Source organism: Altererythrobacter litoralis, from assembly GCF_036324225.1.
GTDB classification, from domain to species: domain Bacteria; phylum Pseudomonadota; class Alphaproteobacteria; order Sphingomonadales; family Sphingomonadaceae; genus Erythrobacter; species Erythrobacter litoralis_A.
Genome location: NZ_JAZDQV010000005.1, coordinates 88426 through 102837, shown reverse-complemented (window position 1 = coordinate 102837; position 14412 = coordinate 88426). Strand labels below are relative to the sequence as shown.

The following is a 14412-nucleotide window of genomic DNA, read 5'->3' as shown; positions in this document are numbered from 1 at the left end:
GGCGTTGATGGCTTCGAATGTGCTCGTCATTGTCCGTCCCCTCAGTTGATCAGCAACGAGCCGGCGACCGGCACGGTACGGCCGGCATCGCTCACACCGCGCGCCTGCTGGTTGAGCAGGGCGTTCGAGCCGCCGCTCACCGGCACAGCCGTGGTCTGCTTGCCGCGGGTCACGCGAACGACCGGGCCGGAATTGGTCGCGACATAAGAGGTCGTGCTGCCATCGCTCGAAGCCGAGCGGGGCGCCAAGCTGTTCATCGGCGGCATCGAACGACGCTGGAAGCGCGACACATCGCCACCGGTGCTGTAGCTCGAGTTGCGGTCATTCGGACGGCTCATCGCAGTGCGGATCAGCTCTTCCTCCTGCTCGGGCGTCGCATTGTCGGGGATCACGACGTCACCCGAAGCGATTGCGCGTTCGAGTTCGATCTGGTTGTCCGCGATCGAGCGCAGCGCGAGGCTGAGCGTGCCGATGGTCTGCGCCACGGCAACCTTTTCTGCGATCTTCGGCGTCACTTCGAGCGTGACGGTGCGGAATGCGCGGACGATGGTCTTGCCGTCTTCGCCGGTGGTCTGCTCTGTCGACTGGTCGGTCGCGAGCACGCGCAGGTTGCGCATCACCGTTTCGGCAGCCTTGAGGTCCTGGCCCTCGTCACCCTTGACCGTCTGGGTCAGGACGAGGTCGACGCGGTCGCCCGGGAAGACAAAGCCTGCAACGCCCGTCTTGGCCGAAACCGGAACGGTCACAGCGCGCATGCCGGGGCCGAGCGCCGCAGCCAGGAAGCCACGGTCGCCCGGGCTCACCAGCGAACCCTGAGTCACCGGCTCACCAGCCGTGATCGGGTGGCGCACCACAGTGCCGAGGAGCTTGTTGATGGCGGCTTCGCCATCGATGAAGTAGGCGTCCTTGACCAGCTCTTCAGGCCACTGCTGGAAGCTGATCGCATCCGCAGTGATGATCGTGCCGGTCGGCAGCGCGCGCTGCGCCACCAGAACCTTGGGTCCTTCAGGAACCGGTGCTGCCACCACTTCGGGTGCCGCGCTGCCGGCAAACATGCTCCGTGCTGCCAATGCGGTGCCGATCGCGATGACCAGCGCTCCAAGCAGCAAAACCAGCTTCTTCCTATCCATGGCTATTCTAGCCCCCTAGTTCGGCCCGATCGCTTGCGGGCGGGAATGGTTCATCCGTCTATTCGCAGACTGGTTAAAATCAGGTTCATCCCAATCCGGCCGCTTCGCCGGCCCTTGGAATATATTGCGTGCCGAGCACCCACAGGCCGCCCGCAGCGATTGCGACGCCATAAGGAACGGCGATGCGATCACGCTGGCGGCGCATGACATGCCAGGCACCGACGAGGATGGTCAGGATGCCGCCTGCGAGCGCCATCACGATCAACAGTTTCAGGAACCAGCTCGGCTCGATCCACAGCGCCAGGCCAGTAAGAAGTTTCACATCCCCGCCGCCCATCATCTTGAGCGCGAACAATCCGGCGAGCACCGAAAAGGCAGCCAGCGCCACCCCCAGTTGCATCGCCACGCCAGGCCACAGTGAAAGGCCGCCGGCCCACCAGAACAAAGGCGCGGCCAGCGCGATGCCGGCATTGAGCCAATTGTCGATCTGGCGGCGGCGCAGGTCGGTGAACGCCGCGAAAAGCAGCGCAATTGCCAATCCAACCAGCAATCCGTAGTGGAGATATTCGCCCAGCATGAAGCCCCCAGTGGTTCCCCTAGGAGGCCAGAGCTAAAGGGTATCACTTACCAAAAAGTAACCAAGCCTGAGGGGATGAAATTAGCCACATGGACGCAGCGGCCTCCAAACCGATCGATCGGCGAGCAATTCCAGCCGATGCAACCGAGAGCACATGGGCCGCGCCTGACGGCTTTCTGATACGCCGGATCGACTGGTCCGGCGGTGGCGAAGGGCGACCGGTACGCGGTTCTATCCTGTTCTTTCCGGGGCGCGGCGACCATTACGAAAAATATCTCGAGACGCTGGAAGAATGGCATCGCGCGGGCTGGCGGGTCACCGCTTCGGACTGGCGCGGGCAGGCTGGCTCAGGGCGCTTGGGCAATGATCCGGTTACCGGACACATTGGCGATTTTGGCGACTGGGTGGCGGACCTGGCCGCCTTCTGGCCGCAATGGAAGGCTTCGACCCCGGGGCCGCACATTCTCGCCGGCCATTCGATGGGCGGGCATCTGGCGCTGCGTGCGCTGGAAGAGCGCAAGGTCGATCCCGATGCGCTGGTGCTCTCCGCCCCCATGCTCGGTTTCGTGGGGCCGCTCCCGCCCGCAGTGGGGCAGCTTGCCGCGCGGCTGATGTGCGCCATTGGCGACCGCCGCCGTCCGGCCTGGAAATGGAGCGAGAAGCCGGGCGAAGTGCCCGCTTCGCGCCAGGCGCTGCTGACTCATGACGACCAGCGCTATGGCGATGAATTGTGGTGGCGTGAACACAGGCCAGAGCTGGTGATGGGGCCGGGCAGCTGGGGCTGGGTCGAACAGGCCTATGATTCGATGCGCGGCATCTTCGCGCCCGGCAAACTGGAAAGCGTGACCACGCCTGTACTCTTGCTGGGTACGTCGAACGACAAGCTGATCTCGATGAAAGCGATCGAAGCGGCGGCGCAGCGCCTGCCCAATGCCACGCTCGTACGGTTCGGCGACGAGGCGGATCACGAGATCCTGCGTGAAGTCGATCCCGTGCGTGACAGGGCGATGGCTGCCATTGCCGAATTCCTCGACCGGGTGGCGCCGCAGAAGTGAACCAACACTTCGATATTGCGATCATCGGCGCCGGGATGGCGGGCGCCAGCATTGCCGCCGAAATTGGCGATGCTGCCAGCGTGCTCCTGCTCGAGGCCGAGGACATGCCCGGCTATCACGCCACCGGCAGATCGGCGGCCTTCTGGGAGGAATGCTATGGCGGGCCGGCAATCGTTCCGCTCACGCTCGCATCGGGGGCCTACCTGCAAGAGCAGGGATTCCTCAGCGATCGCGGAGCGCTCTATCTCGCGCGCGAGCAGTATGAGGCGTTGATCGGAAAATTCTTCGCCGATTTCGCAAGCAGCGGCGCGTTTTTCGAGCGGATCGGACGCGACGAACTCGACGCGATAGTACCAGGGCTAAAGGAAGAATGGGATCGCGCGATCTGGCAACCGCGCTGCGCCGATATCGATGTGGCCGGGCTCCATGCGCATTACCTTGCGATGGCCAAGGCCGCTGGAATCGTTCCGCAATGCCGGGCTCAGGTGGCTGCTATCTCGCGCAAGCAGGGCAAGTGGGAAGTCACGCTGGCTGACGGTCGAGGGTTCTCGGCTGGCACGCTGGTGAATGCGGCGGGTGCTTGGGCTGACGAGATCGCGCGAATGGCCGGCGTTCAGCCGCTGGGGATCACACCCTATCGCCGCACCGTCGTGCAATTGCGGGTCGATCCGCCGCCGCCCGACGACTTGCCGCTGTGCCTCGACATTGCGGGGGAGTTCTATTTCAAGCCCGAGAGCGGGCGGCTTTGGTTAAGCCCGCACGACGAAACGCCGTCACCTGCCGTCGATGCCGCGCCCGAGGAGCTTGACGTCGCAATCGCGATCGACCGGCTTGAACACACTACCAATTGGCAGGTGCGAGGGCTTGAGCGCAAATGGGCGGGGCTGCGCAGCTTCGCGCCCGATCGCCTGCCTGTATATGGCAGGGATCCCTTGTGTCCCGAATTCTTCTGGTTTGCCGGGCAGGGCGGCTACGGCATCCAGACAGCTCCCGCGGCTGCGCGGCTGGGGGCGCAGCTATTGCTGGGGCGAGAGCGCGACGCAATGACGCAGGCGCTTGATGCCGACGCATATTCGCCAGCAAGATTTCGATAAGGCGAAGGCGGATCACGCCGCCTGATTGTGACAGCTGGCCGCGAGCAATGGCTTTTTGCTTGGGGGCTATTAGGCTGGGCCCATCCGCAACACCCGTCGAAGGAGATATTGCATGGCTCACCGCTTCGAAATTCGTAAGAACAAGAAGGGCGAATTCGTGTCCTATTTCGTCTACAATTCGGAGACGATCTGGTGGACCGAAGGCTACAGCTCGAAGGCTAGCGCGTAGAACGCCATCGAATCGGTGCTCAAGAACGGGCCGAACGCGGAAGTCGTCGACACGACCACCGGCTGAGCCAGCCTCACCTTTCAGAATTGGCGCTTTGATAGGGCGCGTTGTTCGCGTGGGCTAGGCGCCCCTGCCGTTGCGCTTGTCGGCCTCGTCGCTGGCGAGCCGGTCGACGCGCTCGTTCTCGATATGGCCGTTGTGCGCCTTGACCCAATGCCAGGAAATCTTGTGGCGTGACGCGGCGTCGATCAGCTCGCGCCAGAGGTCTTCGTTGAGCACCGGCTGCTTCGCCGCAGTTTTCCAGCCGCGCCTTTGCCAGCCCTCGACCCATTTCGTGATTCCATCGACGACATATTTGCTGTCGGAGTAGAGATCGATCCTGCACGGCTCGGTCAGCGTGCCCAGCGCCTTGATAACAGCGGTCAGTTCCATGCGGTTGTTTGTGGTCACCGCTTCGCCGCCGGACAGTTCCTTCTCGTGGCGCCCCATCCGCAGCATTGCCCCCCAGCCTCCGGGGCCGGGATTGCCCTTGCAAGCGCCGTCGGTGAAGATTTCGACCTGTTTCATCTAACGCGCCTGCCGCCTCAAGCGCCCTGCGCAAACAGTTCGTCGCCATGTGCGGCGTAGAATTGCAGGCGTCGCGCGAAATCCATCGGGTCCTTGCGCGTGACCAGTGCGTCGGCGGGCGTATTGAGCCAGTCGTCGGCGCGGCTAGAAATGAAGCGCATGCAGGCGCCGCGCGCGAGGACGGGGAGCGCGTCGCGTTCGACTGAGCTCAGCGGGCGCTCCGCCTGATAGCCTGCGAGCAGGGCCTCCGAGACGTCTGTACGGAAGGTTGCACCGCCACGCTCGAAGCACCATGCTGCATGGGTCACCGCCAGATCGTAAGCGAAGAAATCGCTCGCGGCGAAATAGAAGTCGATCAGCCCGCTGACCTTGTCGCCCAGCATCAGCACGTTGTCGGGGAACAGGTCGCAATGCACCACGCCATGCGGCAGGCCGCCCGGCCAATGTCCCGCCAGCCATGACAACTCGCCAAAGGCGAGATCGGGCAGCTCGGGATCGATCGTGGCCAATGCTTCAGCGCCGCAATCATTGATGGTCCGATCCCATCCCGCCAGCCCGAGCGTCTGCGTGCGCGACTGCGGAAAGTCCGCCACGGCGTGGTGGATACGGGCCAATGCTTGCCCGACCGAGCGAGCTTGCGCCGGAGTGGGATGGTCGATCGAGACCCCGGGGAGGTATTCGATCAGAGCTACCGCCTTGCCGTCGATGGTCCGCCAAAGCGCGCCATCGCGATCGTGGATCGTGCGAGGCACCGGGCAGCCGTGTGCGGCGAGGTGATCGAGCAATCCCAGGAAGAAGGGCAGGTCGGACGTTTCGATCCGCCGTTCGTACATGGTGAGGATGAAGCGCGCGCCTTGCCCGTCGCTTCCCGTCGTTTCGATCAGCCAGTTGCTGTTCGACACGCCTTCGGCGATGCCTTTGGCGGACACCAGCGAGCCGACGTCATAGGCGTCGATCAGTTCGGCCAGCCGCTCGGCGGCAAGGTGCGTATAGACCGCCATCGGTGCCGCGCCTTTATTCCACCAGCTGGCGCGGCAGCTTGAACACCATTTTCTCTTCGACCGCAGTGAATGTCTCTTCCTCAACGGAGCGCCATTCCGAAAGCTTGGCGACCACTTCACGTACCAGCGTTTCCGGGGCGGACGCACCGGCGGTGAGGCCGATGGTGCCGACTCCCTCCAGCCACGCCGGGTCGATCTCTTCAGCGCGCTGGATCAGGTAAGCGGTGGTGCCGAGCCGCTCGGCCACTTCGACCAGTCGCAGCGAGTTCGAGCTGTTGGGCGCGCCGATAACCAGCACCAGGTCGCTCGCCGGCGCGATCTTCTTGACTGCTGCCTGCCGGTTGGAGGTGGCGTAGCAAATGTCCTTGGCCTTGGGGCCCACGATATGCGGAAAGCGCGCTTCCAGGGCCGCAATGATCTCGGCTGTATCGTCGACCGAGAGCGTGGTTTGCGTCAGGAATGAAAGTTCGCTTCCTTCAGGCACCTCCAGCTTCGCGACATCTTCGACCGTTTCGACCAGCGTCATCTGGCCGGGCTCGACCTGGCCCATCGTGCCGATCACTTCGGGGTGTCCGGCATGGCCGATGAAGATGATGTGACGGCCCTTTTCGATCTGGCGTTCGGCCTGGCGATGGACCTTGCTGACGAGCGGGCAGGTAGCGTCGAGATAGAGCATCTTGCGGCGCTCCGCTTCGGCGGGAACCGATTTGGGCACGCCATGCGCGCTGAACACCACCGGCGCGTCGCCGGGCACTTCATCGAGTTCCTCGACGAAGATCGCGCCCTTGGCCTTCAGTGCATCGACCACGTATTTGTTATGGACGATCTCATGCCGGACGTAGACCGGCTCGCCATAGCGTTCGAGCGCCCGCTCCACGATCTCGATTGCGCGATCGACACCCGCGCAAAAACCGCGCGGCGCGGCAACCAGCAATTTGAGCGCGGGGAGCTTGTCCCCGGTTTCCGATGCGTGAAATGGAGCGTTCATGTCTGGCCCTCTAGCGCTTTGCAGCGCGCGCCGCTAGGGCGTGACAACGCAATTGCCGCGAGGGGTGTTTGGCCCCGCGAAAAGGACCATGGCCCGGAAGGGCCGCAGTGAGGATTGCCATTTGATGACCCGTCGCAGCCGTATCGTTTCCACTGTCGCTCTTGCCATTGCCCTGGCTGGCTGTGCCAAGGAAGGCGAACTGGTTGTCGAACAGGGTGTCGGCATCACTGCCGTGCTGTCTTCCTGCCCCGCCGTGGGGATCCCCGACTATACTGGCGATATCACTCTGTTCCGCGGTGCGGGGGAGCAAACTGCCGACAATATCGATGTGGTCGCTGCAATCACCAACCTTCGCTACACCTGCGATGAAACGGGCGAGCGGGTTTATACCAACGCTACATTCGATGTGCTTGCCCGTCGTACCGACGTCCACGGCGCACGTATGGTGCAGCTGCCTTACTTCTCTTCAGTGCTGCGCGGCGGCAGCGCAGTGGTGACCAAGCGTGTCGGCAAGGTCACGCTGACCTTCGCCGATGGCGAGGAGCGTGCAAGTGCCTCTGCACAGGCAGGCGCCTTCGTCGACCGCGCCGAAGCGACGCTTCCTGCGGAAATTCGCGAGCGGATTACTCGCCGCCGCCGCCCGGGCGATCCCGATGCGGCGCTTGATCCGCTGGCCGACCCGCAGGTGCGCGCGGCAGTGCAGCGCGCGAGTTTCGAACTCCTGATCGGCTTCCAGCTGACGCAGGACCAGCTCGCCTACAACGCCACGCGATGACGGTAAGGGGCCTCTGGCCCCGCCATGCTTGCGATTCTGCGCAATTCGGCTAGGCGCACGAGCCATGTCCGATAGCCCAACCATCTATAAGCTTTTTGCCGCCAAGATCGACGCGGCGCTGTCCTCGCTCGAAGCCGAAGGCGTGCTGCCCGCCGGTACTTCGCGCCAGAACGTCGCGGTGGAGCCGCCGCGCGATTCCAGCCATGGCGACCTCGCCACCAATGCGGCCATGGTCCTGGCCAAGCCCGCCGGGCTCAACCCGCGCGTGCTGGCTGAAGCCATCGTCGCGAAGCTTGCCGCCGATCCTTCGGTTGCAAGCGCCGAGATCGCCGGTCCCGGCTTTATCAATCTTCGGCTCGATCCCGCCGTGTGGCTGGCGGAGCTTTCCGCCATCGCAACGCTGGGCAGCGATTTCGGCCGTTCGCAGATGGGCGCAGGCCGCCGGGTTAATGTCGAATATGTTTCGGCGAACCCGACCGGCCCGATGCATATGGGCCATTGCCGCGGCGCGGTGGTGGGCGACGCTCTGGCCGCATTGCTCGAATTCGTCGGCAATGAAGTCACCCGCGAATACTACATCAACGATGCCGGCGGCCAGGTCGACGTGCTCGCGCGCTCGGCCCATTTGCGCTACCGCGAAGCGCTGGGCGAAGAGATCGGCGAGATCCCCGAAGGGCTTTATCCGGGCGACTATCTCATTCCGGCCGGCGAATATCTTGCGGGCGAGTTGGGCGACCGGTTCCGCGACGTTCCCGAAGAGGAATGGCTGCCGATCTTCCGTGCTGAAGCGGTCGAGCAGATGATGGAGCTGATCAAGCGCGATCTGGCGCTGCTCGGCATCCATCACGACCTGTTCTCATCAGAGGCGGCACTGCACGGCGCGGGCAAGCCCGACGCCGCCGAAGCCTGGCTGCGCGAGCATGACCTTGTCTATGACGGCATCCTCGAAGCTCCCAAGGGCAAGACGCCCGAGGATTGGGAGCCGGTCGAACTGCCCCTGTTCCGCTCGACCAAATTCGGCGACGATCAGGATCGCCCGATCAGGAAATCCGACGGAAGCTGGACCTATTTCGGCGCCGACCTTGCCTATCACATGGAAAAGGCCAAGGCGGCGGACGAGCTGATCGATATCTGGGGCGCCGACCATGCCGGCACGGTCAAGCGGATCAAGGCCGCGGTCGCCGCGCTGAGCGAAGGCCAAGGCAAGCCGATCCCCTTCGATGTGAAGCTGGTGCAGATGGTCCAGCTGATGAAGGGCGGCCAGCCGTTCAAGATGTCGAAGCGCGCGGGCAATTTCGTGACGCTGGCGGACGTCGTCGACATGGTGGGCAAGGATGTGGTGCGTTTCACCATGCTCACCCGCAAGCCCGAAGCCCAGATGGACTTCGATTTCGACAAGGTCGTCGAAGCGTCGAAGGAAAACCCGGTGTTCTACGTGCAATATGCCCATGCACGGATCCGTTCGACCATGCGCAAGGCGGCAGCCGAGGGCTTCGCACCTTCGGGCGATGCGATCGACCTGCTGGGTGCGGAAGAACTGGAGCTGATCAAGCAGGCCGCGCAGTTCCCGCGCGAAGTGGAGGCCGCCGCCAAGGCGCGCGAGCCGCACCGCATCGCCTTTTATCTCTATGACCTCGCCGGGGCGTTCCACGCCTATTGGAACCTCGGCAACGATCGGCCGGACAAGCGCTTTATCGTCGCGGAAAATGCGGCACTGACCGGTGCAAGGCTTTTCCTCGCCGAACAGTTAGGGCAAGTTGTCCGCAACGGCTTACGGATCCTGGGGGTCGAAGCCGTCGAGGAGATGTGACCATGGTCTCGCCGGGCGAGGGATATCGGGACAGTAGCGGAAACGCCGAACTGGCGCTGAGCGGCGACGACAGCCTGCCGTGGCTGGAATCGGACGAATACGATCCTGACGAAGGTGCGGTCGATACCGCCCGGATCGTGGGCTTCGCTGCCATATTGCTGATTATCCTCGCGGCCGCGATCGGAGGGGTGTGGTGGTATTCCAACAATGCCTCGGGCGAGCAGATTCTGGCCGATGGCAGCACGATCAAGGCTCCGGCTGGCCCCTATAAGGAACGGCCCGAGGATGCCGGCGGCAAGGAATTCGCCGGAACGGGCAATGTCGCACCTGCGGTCGGCGAAGGCATCATGCGCGAGGGCCAGCTGGCCGAGCGGCCCATGCCGCAGCCTGTGCCCGTCACGACGCCCACCGCGGGAGCGGCGCCGCGCCCTTCGATCGCGACGCGCAGCAGCGAAGAAACTCCGGTTGAGCAGGCGGGCGTGGGCGTTCAGGTTGGCGCCTATGGCACGCGCGCTGCGGCTGAAGCGGGCTGGGCCACGCTACTTCGGCAGACCGATGTGCTCTCCGGCGTGAGCCACCGCGTGGTGAAGGGGCAGGCGGATATTGGCACCGTCTATCGCCTTCAGGCGGTCGCTTCGGATGCCGCCACCGCACGCGCGCTTTGCGAAGCGCTCAAGGCGGATGGCTTGGCCTGCCAGGTCAAACGCTGAGCCACAGTCCGCAAATGCGCCGGAATGGCGTGGAAACGCGCCGTTTTCCCCCGCGCTAACCATGTCCGAACTTGCCGTTTTTGGGCTTTGCTGCGACTCTTTTTGCCATGACGCCTGCTATTTTCGGGATTGCCGGGGCTGAGCTGACCGCCGACGAGCGCGCCTTCTTCAAGGAGGCCGATCCGGCGGGCTATATCCTGTTCGCGCGCAATTGCGCCGATCCGGTGCAGCTGCGTCGCCTTACAGACGATCTCCGGTCAATCCATGGGCGTGAGCGCCTGCTTGTCTCGATCGACCAGGAAGGCGGGCGCGTGGCGCGGCTCAAGCCGCCGCATTGGGCCGCCTATCCCGCCGGTGAAGCTTTCGACCGGCTTTACCGGATCGCCCCGGCAAGCGCGATTGAGGCTGCCCGTGCCAATGCCCATGCGATGGCGCTTGAACTCGCGGCGATGGGCATCAGCGTCGATTTCGGCGCTCCGCTCGATGTGCGCCGCCCCGAAACCGACAGTGTGATCGGCGACCGTTCGATGGGCAGCGATCCGATGCAGGTGGCCGCGCTCGGTCGTGCGGTGCTGGACGGGCTGGCGCGCGGCGGGGTTACGGGGTGCCTCAAGCACATGCCGGGCCATGGGCGCGCGACTTGTGACAGCCATCACGAACTGCCGGTTGTCGAAGCGAGCGAAGAAGAACTCGCGGTGGATATCGCGCCTTTCCGCGCGCTCAACCATGCCCCGATCGGGATGACCGCACATATCCGCTTCACTGCTTGGGATGCCGACCGCCCGGCTACACTTTCGCCCATCGTCATTCGCGAGATCATTCGCGGCAGGATCGGTTTCGACGGCCTGTTGCTGACCGACGATATCGACATGGAAGCGCTCGAGGGCAGCGTGCCCGAGCGCGCGGCACAGGCGCATGCCGCAGGTTGCGATATCGTGCTCAACTGCTGGGCCAAGCTGCCCGATATGGCGGCGATCGCCGAAATCCTGCCCGCGATGGACGCGGTCACCGCCGAACGGCTCGAGCGTGCGCTGGCGCCCACCATGCTGCGCGACGAGTATGCCGAGGCGGCGGAACTGCTCGCCAAGCGCGATGCGCTGCTCGAACTTGTGGGGGCGGCGGCATGAACGAGGACGGCTTGCTGTTCGATGCCCCGGTGGCCGATGGAAGCGCGGACGCGTGGGACAGCCCGGCGGCGGCACCCGCACAGGACGATTCGGCGCTCTATCTCGAGCTCGACGGCTGGGAGGGCCCGCTCGACCTCCTGCTCGATCTTGCGCGGCGGCAGAAGGTCGATTTGCGGCAGATCTCGATCCTGGCTCTGGTCGACCAATATCTCGGCTACATAGAACGCGCCGAGGCCTTGCGGCTCGAACTGGCGGCCGATTACCTCGTGATGGCGGCGTGGCTGGCCTATCTCAAGTCGGCACTGCTTTTGCCCAAGGAAGAGCAGGAGGATCCAAGCCCCGAGGAACTGGCGCTGCGCCTGCAATTGCGGCTGCAGCGGCTTGGCGCGATGCGCGAGGCGGCGGCGCGGCTGATGGCGCGCGATCGGCTGGGGCGCGACATCTTCCTGCGCGGTGCGCCCGAAGGCCTGCGGATCGACCGCAAGACCCAGTGGAAATGCGACAGCTTCGCGCTGATCCAGGCCTATGGGCAGGTCAAGGCGCGCACGGCGCCGCGCATCTATCACGTGATGGATCGCCCGGTGATGACGCTCGACAGCGCGCTCGACCGGGTTTCGGCCATGCTGGGCGTGACGCTCGACTGGATGGATTTGCGAGACTTCCTGCCGCCGCATGCCGAGCCGCGCCTGCGCAAGTCGGCGCTAGCTTCCAGCTTCGTGGCTGCGCTTGAACTTGCGCGGCTCGGCAAGGCCGAGATCGCGCAGGAAGAGATATTCGGCTCGATGCGTGTCCGGAGGATCGTGCAGTGACGGGGGAAGTACCCGACGAAACTGTGCGCGCGCTGGAAGCGACCTTGTTCGCTGCGGAGGAACCGATGAGCGTGGAAGCGCTGGCTGGGCATCTCGGTGGGCTGGAGAACGCGGTGGTCCGTCAGGCGCTCGACGAGTTGCAGGGGCACTACTCGCGGCGCGGCATCCGGCTGGTCGAACGCGGCAAGCGCTGGCATTTCGAAACCGCGCCCGATCTGGCGCATCTCTTGCGGCGGGAGCGCGAACAGGTCCGCCGGTTGAGCCGCGCAGCCACCGAAGTGCTCGCAATCATCGCCTATCACGAACCCGTCAGCCGGGCGGAAATCGAATCGATACGCGGGTTGCAGACCGCCAAGGGCACGCTCGACGTGCTGATGGAGGCGGGCTGGATCAAGCTCGCCGGGCGGCGCGAAGTGCCGGGTCGGCCGGTGATCTATGCAACCACGCCCGAGTTCCTCGACCATTTCGGCCTTTCGAGTCGGCGCGACCTGCCGGGCATCGACGAATTGCGTGCTGCGGGACTGCTCGATCCGGTCGACGAGGCGTTCGAGGCGTTCCAGGGCGAAAACGATGAGGTCGACGAAGCTTCGGAGCCCGATGGCGACGAGGAAACCGACGATTTTTCGGCCGAAGAGCCAGCCTGACTGGCGCTGGCTGACTGTGCAACCTATATTGGGTGCAGTTCCTAACTTGAGAGACAACCCATGAGTCTTGGCCCCTGGCAACTTATCATCATTGCGATCGTCATCCTTGTGCTGTTCGGGCGCGGGCGCATCTCGGAAATGATGGGCGATTTCGGCAAGGGGATCAAAAGCTTCAAGCAAGGCATGAATGACGAAGCCGACAGCGCTTCAAAGCCTGCCGGACAGATCGAAGCATCCGCACGCGACGCGCGCCCGGCCGCCGAGAGCGAGCAGGATCGCGCGCCTGCCGAGCGGAGCGATGGCTCCAACTAACTGACGCGAGAGGCGGCGTCGCACACCAATGTTCGATATCGGCGCAAGCGAACTGCTGGTCATATTGATCGTGGCGATCCTCGTGATCGGCCCGAAGGATATGCCGCTTGCGATGCGCACGGCGGGCCGATGGATCGGCAAGATTCGCCGCGTCTCGACCCATTTCCGCTCCGGTATCGACGCCATGATCCGCGAGGCCGAACTCGAGGAAATGGAAAAGAAGTGGAAGGCCCAGAACGAAGCGATCATGGCGCGTTCGGGCGAAGGTGAAGCAGATCCGGCGCATGAGATGACTGGGCCGCCTGCAGTATCGGCCGAAGCGGCTGCACCGACATTCCCGACCGAGGATGACCTGCCCGCTCCCGCTGCCGAGCCGCAATTGCCGCTCGGTTCGCCGGAAAAGCGGGATTGAGATCGCGCAATGGCACTCAAGATCCGCGACATTGACGAGACCGAAGCGCCGCTGCTCGATCATTTGATCGAGCTACGCGCGCGCCTTGTCCGCTGCGTGCTGGCGCTGGCGGTCGGCTTCGCGATCTGCCTCTATTACGCCGATCCGATCCTTGGCTTCCTTATCCAGCCGCTGAAGGATGCCTTCCCGGAAGGGACAGGGCAGCTGATCTTCACCAAGCTCTATGAAGTATTCTTCGTCGAGCTGAAGGTGGCGCTGTTCGCGGGCTTTTTCGTCAGCTTCCCGGTGATCGCAAACCAGCTTTGGGCCTTCGTTGCGCCGGGGCTCTACGCGAAGGAGAAGAAGGCCTTCCTGCCGTTCCTGATCGCAACGCCGATCCTGTTCATCGCGGGCGCGGCATTGGCCTATTACGTGGTGATGCCGACCGCCTTCGAATGGTTCCTCGGCTTTGGGGGAGAGGCTGGCGGGCTCCAGATTGAGGCGCTGCCTTCTGCCGGCGATTACCTCGGCTTGGTGATGCAGTTCATCCTGGCCTTCGGGATCAGCTTCCTGCTGCCCGTGCTCCTGCTGCTGCTCAACCGCGCCGGGATCGTGACCCGCGCGCAGCTGGCCGGCGCGCGCCGCTATGTGATCGTCGGCATTGTGGCTCTGGCCGCTGTCGTCACTCCGCCCGATCCCGGCTCGCAGGTTATATTGGCAATTCCGCTTCTGCTGCTCTTTGAAGGATCTCTGCTGCTGATGCGTTTGCAGGAAAGGAAGAGTGAGGATGAAGGCGAGAATCCGTCGGTGCCAGAGCCCTCAAGCTCGGGAAATACCTCGACGCCGCAATAGCAGATCCAGCCCCGCTTTCGGATGGAGATGAAAGGAGCGTTGCCTTTCGCGCATAAAAAACGGGGCCCGATTGGACCCCGCTTTCTTATTCGGACGTGAACCCTGTTACGGGCTGACCGGCTTGTTGTCGTCGCCAGCCGCGATCACGATGCCGGCGATGATCCCTGCAAGCACAAGAGCGGCAACCAGCATGCCGCCACCGATTTCACTTTCGCCTTCGACGGGAGCCGAGGCTCGAGCATACGAAACCTCGGCGATTGCCGGGGCAGTAGCGAGCGAGACGACCGCAGCTGCTGCTGCTGCGATAGTACGGATCTTCATGAAGGGTCTGCTATCGGCTT

17 protein-coding genes and 1 pseudogene are annotated in these 14412 nt (G+C 63.9%); 12 read left to right on the top strand and 6 right to left on the bottom strand.

Going from position 1 to position 14412, the window contains the following annotated elements:
• Positions 1-41: 41 nt before the first annotated feature.
• Together cpaB and VRS74_RS06760 are read right to left on the bottom strand one after the other, a co-directional pair.
• Entirely contained in the window at positions 42-1130 is a 1089-nt protein-coding gene (gene cpaB, locus VRS74_RS06765) for a Flp pilus assembly protein CpaB (RefSeq protein WP_354144487.1), read from the bottom strand.
• Between the two features lie 85 nt (positions 1131-1215).
• Positions 1216-1707 (bottom strand): A24 family peptidase, encoded by a 492-nt coding sequence (locus VRS74_RS06760; RefSeq protein WP_354144486.1) that lies wholly within the window; start codon positions 1705-1707, stop codon positions 1216-1218.
• Between the two features lie 89 nt (positions 1708-1796).
• Here VRS74_RS06760 and VRS74_RS06755 point away from each other — a divergent pair, with 89 nt between their 5' ends.
• The 3 genes and pseudogenes from VRS74_RS06755 to VRS74_RS06745 all read left to right on the top strand — a co-directional run.
• A complete protein-coding gene (locus VRS74_RS06755; protein WP_354144485.1) occupies positions 1797-2762 on the top strand; it encodes an alpha/beta fold hydrolase in 966 nt (321 codons plus the stop codon).
• Between the two features lie 35 nt (positions 2763-2797).
• Positions 2798-3856, top strand: a complete 1059-nt coding sequence (locus VRS74_RS06750) for an NAD(P)/FAD-dependent oxidoreductase (RefSeq protein ID WP_435521385.1) — start codon at positions 2798-2800, stop codon at positions 3854-3856.
• A gap of 112 nt (positions 3857-3968) precedes the next feature.
• Positions 3969-4082 (top strand): annotated as a pseudogene (locus VRS74_RS06745) (YegP family protein); the annotation flags it as partial.
• A 123-nt stretch (positions 4083-4205) separates the two neighbouring features.
• Here VRS74_RS06745 and rnhA read toward each other — a convergent pair.
• From rnhA to ispH, 3 genes are read right to left on the bottom strand one after another with little or no spacing between them, the layout of a single operon-like run.
• A complete protein-coding gene (gene rnhA / locus VRS74_RS06740) occupies positions 4206-4652 on the bottom strand; it encodes a ribonuclease HI (protein WP_354144483.1) in 447 nt (148 codons plus the stop codon).
• A 17-nt stretch (positions 4653-4669) separates the two neighbouring features.
• Positions 4670-5653, bottom strand: coding sequence for a homoserine kinase (gene thrB, locus VRS74_RS06735; RefSeq protein ID WP_354144482.1), 984 nt, complete (start codon positions 5651-5653; stop codon positions 4670-4672).
• A 13-nt stretch (positions 5654-5666) separates the two neighbouring features.
• On the bottom strand, positions 5667-6641 hold the full coding sequence (gene ispH / locus VRS74_RS06730) for a 4-hydroxy-3-methylbut-2-enyl diphosphate reductase (RefSeq protein WP_354144481.1): 975 nt from the start codon (positions 6639-6641) through the stop codon (positions 5667-5669).
• Between the two features lie 124 nt (positions 6642-6765).
• On the opposite strand from ispH, the gene VRS74_RS06725 reads away from it, so the two are divergent.
• The 9 genes from VRS74_RS06725 to tatC all read left to right on the top strand — a co-directional run bounded on the left by VRS74_RS06725 (position 6766) and on the right by tatC (position 14071).
• Positions 6766-7416, top strand: a complete 651-nt coding sequence (locus VRS74_RS06725) for a hypothetical protein (RefSeq protein WP_354144574.1) — start codon at positions 6766-6768, stop codon at positions 7414-7416.
• A gap of 64 nt (positions 7417-7480) precedes the next feature.
• Positions 7481-9226, top strand: coding sequence for an arginine--tRNA ligase (argS, locus tag VRS74_RS06720; RefSeq protein ID WP_354144480.1), 1746 nt, complete (start codon positions 7481-7483; stop codon positions 9224-9226).
• A 2-nt stretch (positions 9227-9228) separates the two neighbouring features.
• The gene (locus tag VRS74_RS06715; protein WP_354144573.1) at positions 9229-9936 is read left to right on the top strand and encodes an SPOR domain-containing protein; all 708 of its coding nucleotides are present in this window, start codon (positions 9229-9231) and stop codon (positions 9934-9936) included.
• A 107-nt stretch (positions 9937-10043) separates the two neighbouring features.
• Positions 10044-11063 carry a beta-N-acetylhexosaminidase gene (gene nagZ, locus VRS74_RS06710; RefSeq protein ID WP_354144479.1) on the top strand — a complete coding sequence of 340 codons (1020 nt, stop codon included), beginning with the start codon at positions 10044-10046 and terminating at the stop codon, positions 11061-11063.
• Positions 11060-11872 carry a segregation and condensation protein A gene (locus VRS74_RS06705; RefSeq protein ID WP_354144478.1) on the top strand — a complete coding sequence of 271 codons (813 nt, stop codon included), beginning with the start codon at positions 11060-11062 and terminating at the stop codon, positions 11870-11872. Before nagZ ends, VRS74_RS06705 begins: the two co-directional genes overlap by 4 nt.
• 65 nt (positions 11873-11937) lie before the next feature.
• Positions 11938-12516 carry an SMC-Scp complex subunit ScpB gene (scpB, locus tag VRS74_RS06700; protein ID WP_435521384.1) on the top strand — a complete coding sequence of 193 codons (579 nt, stop codon included), beginning with the start codon at positions 11938-11940 and terminating at the stop codon, positions 12514-12516.
• A gap of 60 nt (positions 12517-12576) precedes the next feature.
• A complete protein-coding gene (gene tatA, locus VRS74_RS06695) occupies positions 12577-12828 on the top strand; it encodes a twin-arginine translocase TatA/TatE family subunit (protein WP_354144476.1) in 252 nt (83 codons plus the stop codon).
• A gap of 28 nt (positions 12829-12856) precedes the next feature.
• Complete coding sequence (gene tatB / locus VRS74_RS06690) at positions 12857-13240, top strand: Sec-independent protein translocase protein TatB (protein ID WP_354144475.1); 384 nt, start codon at positions 12857-12859, stop codon at positions 13238-13240.
• A gap of 9 nt (positions 13241-13249) precedes the next feature.
• Positions 13250-14071, top strand: a complete 822-nt coding sequence (gene tatC, locus VRS74_RS06685) for a twin-arginine translocase subunit TatC (protein ID WP_354144474.1) — start codon at positions 13250-13252, stop codon at positions 14069-14071.
• Between the two features lie 105 nt (positions 14072-14176).
• Here the strand turns inward: tatC and VRS74_RS06680 are convergent, their stop codons facing one another.
• Positions 14177-14392 (bottom strand): hypothetical protein, encoded by a 216-nt coding sequence (locus tag VRS74_RS06680; protein WP_354144473.1) that lies wholly within the window; start codon positions 14390-14392, stop codon positions 14177-14179.
• Positions 14393-14412: the final 20 nt, after the last annotated feature.

Excerpts from the sequence above, each read along its gene's own strand:
- cpaB (WP_354144487.1), bottom strand. The coding sequence starts at position 1,130 with ATGGATAGGAAGAAGCTGGTTTTGCTGCTTGGAGCGCTGGTCATCGCG.
- VRS74_RS06760 (WP_354144486.1), bottom strand. The coding sequence starts at position 1,707 with ATGCTGGGCGAATATCTCCACTACGGATTGCTGGTTGGATTGGCAATT.
- VRS74_RS06755 (WP_354144485.1), top strand. The coding sequence starts at position 1,797 with ATGGACGCAGCGGCCTCCAAACCGATCGATCGGCGAGCAATTCCAGCC.
- VRS74_RS06750 (WP_435521385.1), top strand. The coding sequence starts at position 2,798 with ATGGCGGGCGCCAGCATTGCCGCCGAAATTGGCGATGCTGCCAGCGTG.
- rnhA (WP_354144483.1), bottom strand. The coding sequence starts at position 4,652 with ATGAAACAGGTCGAAATCTTCACCGACGGCGCTTGCAAGGGCAATCCC.
- thrB (WP_354144482.1), bottom strand. The coding sequence starts at position 5,653 with ATGGCGGTCTATACGCACCTTGCCGCCGAGCGGCTGGCCGAACTGATC.
- ispH (WP_354144481.1), bottom strand. The coding sequence starts at position 6,641 with ATGAACGCTCCATTTCACGCATCGGAAACCGGGGACAAGCTCCCCGCG.
- VRS74_RS06725 (WP_354144574.1), top strand. The coding sequence starts at position 6,766 with ATGACCCGTCGCAGCCGTATCGTTTCCACTGTCGCTCTTGCCATTGCC.
- argS (WP_354144480.1), top strand. The coding sequence starts at position 7,481 with ATGTCCGATAGCCCAACCATCTATAAGCTTTTTGCCGCCAAGATCGAC.
- VRS74_RS06715 (WP_354144573.1), top strand. The coding sequence starts at position 9,229 with ATGGTCTCGCCGGGCGAGGGATATCGGGACAGTAGCGGAAACGCCGAA.
- nagZ (WP_354144479.1), top strand. The coding sequence starts at position 10,044 with ATGACGCCTGCTATTTTCGGGATTGCCGGGGCTGAGCTGACCGCCGAC.
- VRS74_RS06705 (WP_354144478.1), top strand. The coding sequence starts at position 11,060 with ATGAACGAGGACGGCTTGCTGTTCGATGCCCCGGTGGCCGATGGAAGC.
- scpB (WP_435521384.1), top strand. The coding sequence starts at position 11,938 with ATGAGCGTGGAAGCGCTGGCTGGGCATCTCGGTGGGCTGGAGAACGCG.
- tatA (WP_354144476.1), top strand. The coding sequence starts at position 12,577 with ATGAGTCTTGGCCCCTGGCAACTTATCATCATTGCGATCGTCATCCTT.
- tatB (WP_354144475.1), top strand. The coding sequence starts at position 12,857 with ATGTTCGATATCGGCGCAAGCGAACTGCTGGTCATATTGATCGTGGCG.
- tatC (WP_354144474.1), top strand. The coding sequence starts at position 13,250 with ATGGCACTCAAGATCCGCGACATTGACGAGACCGAAGCGCCGCTGCTC.
- VRS74_RS06680 (WP_354144473.1), bottom strand. The coding sequence starts at position 14,392 with ATGAAGATCCGTACTATCGCAGCAGCAGCAGCTGCGGTCGTCTCGCTC.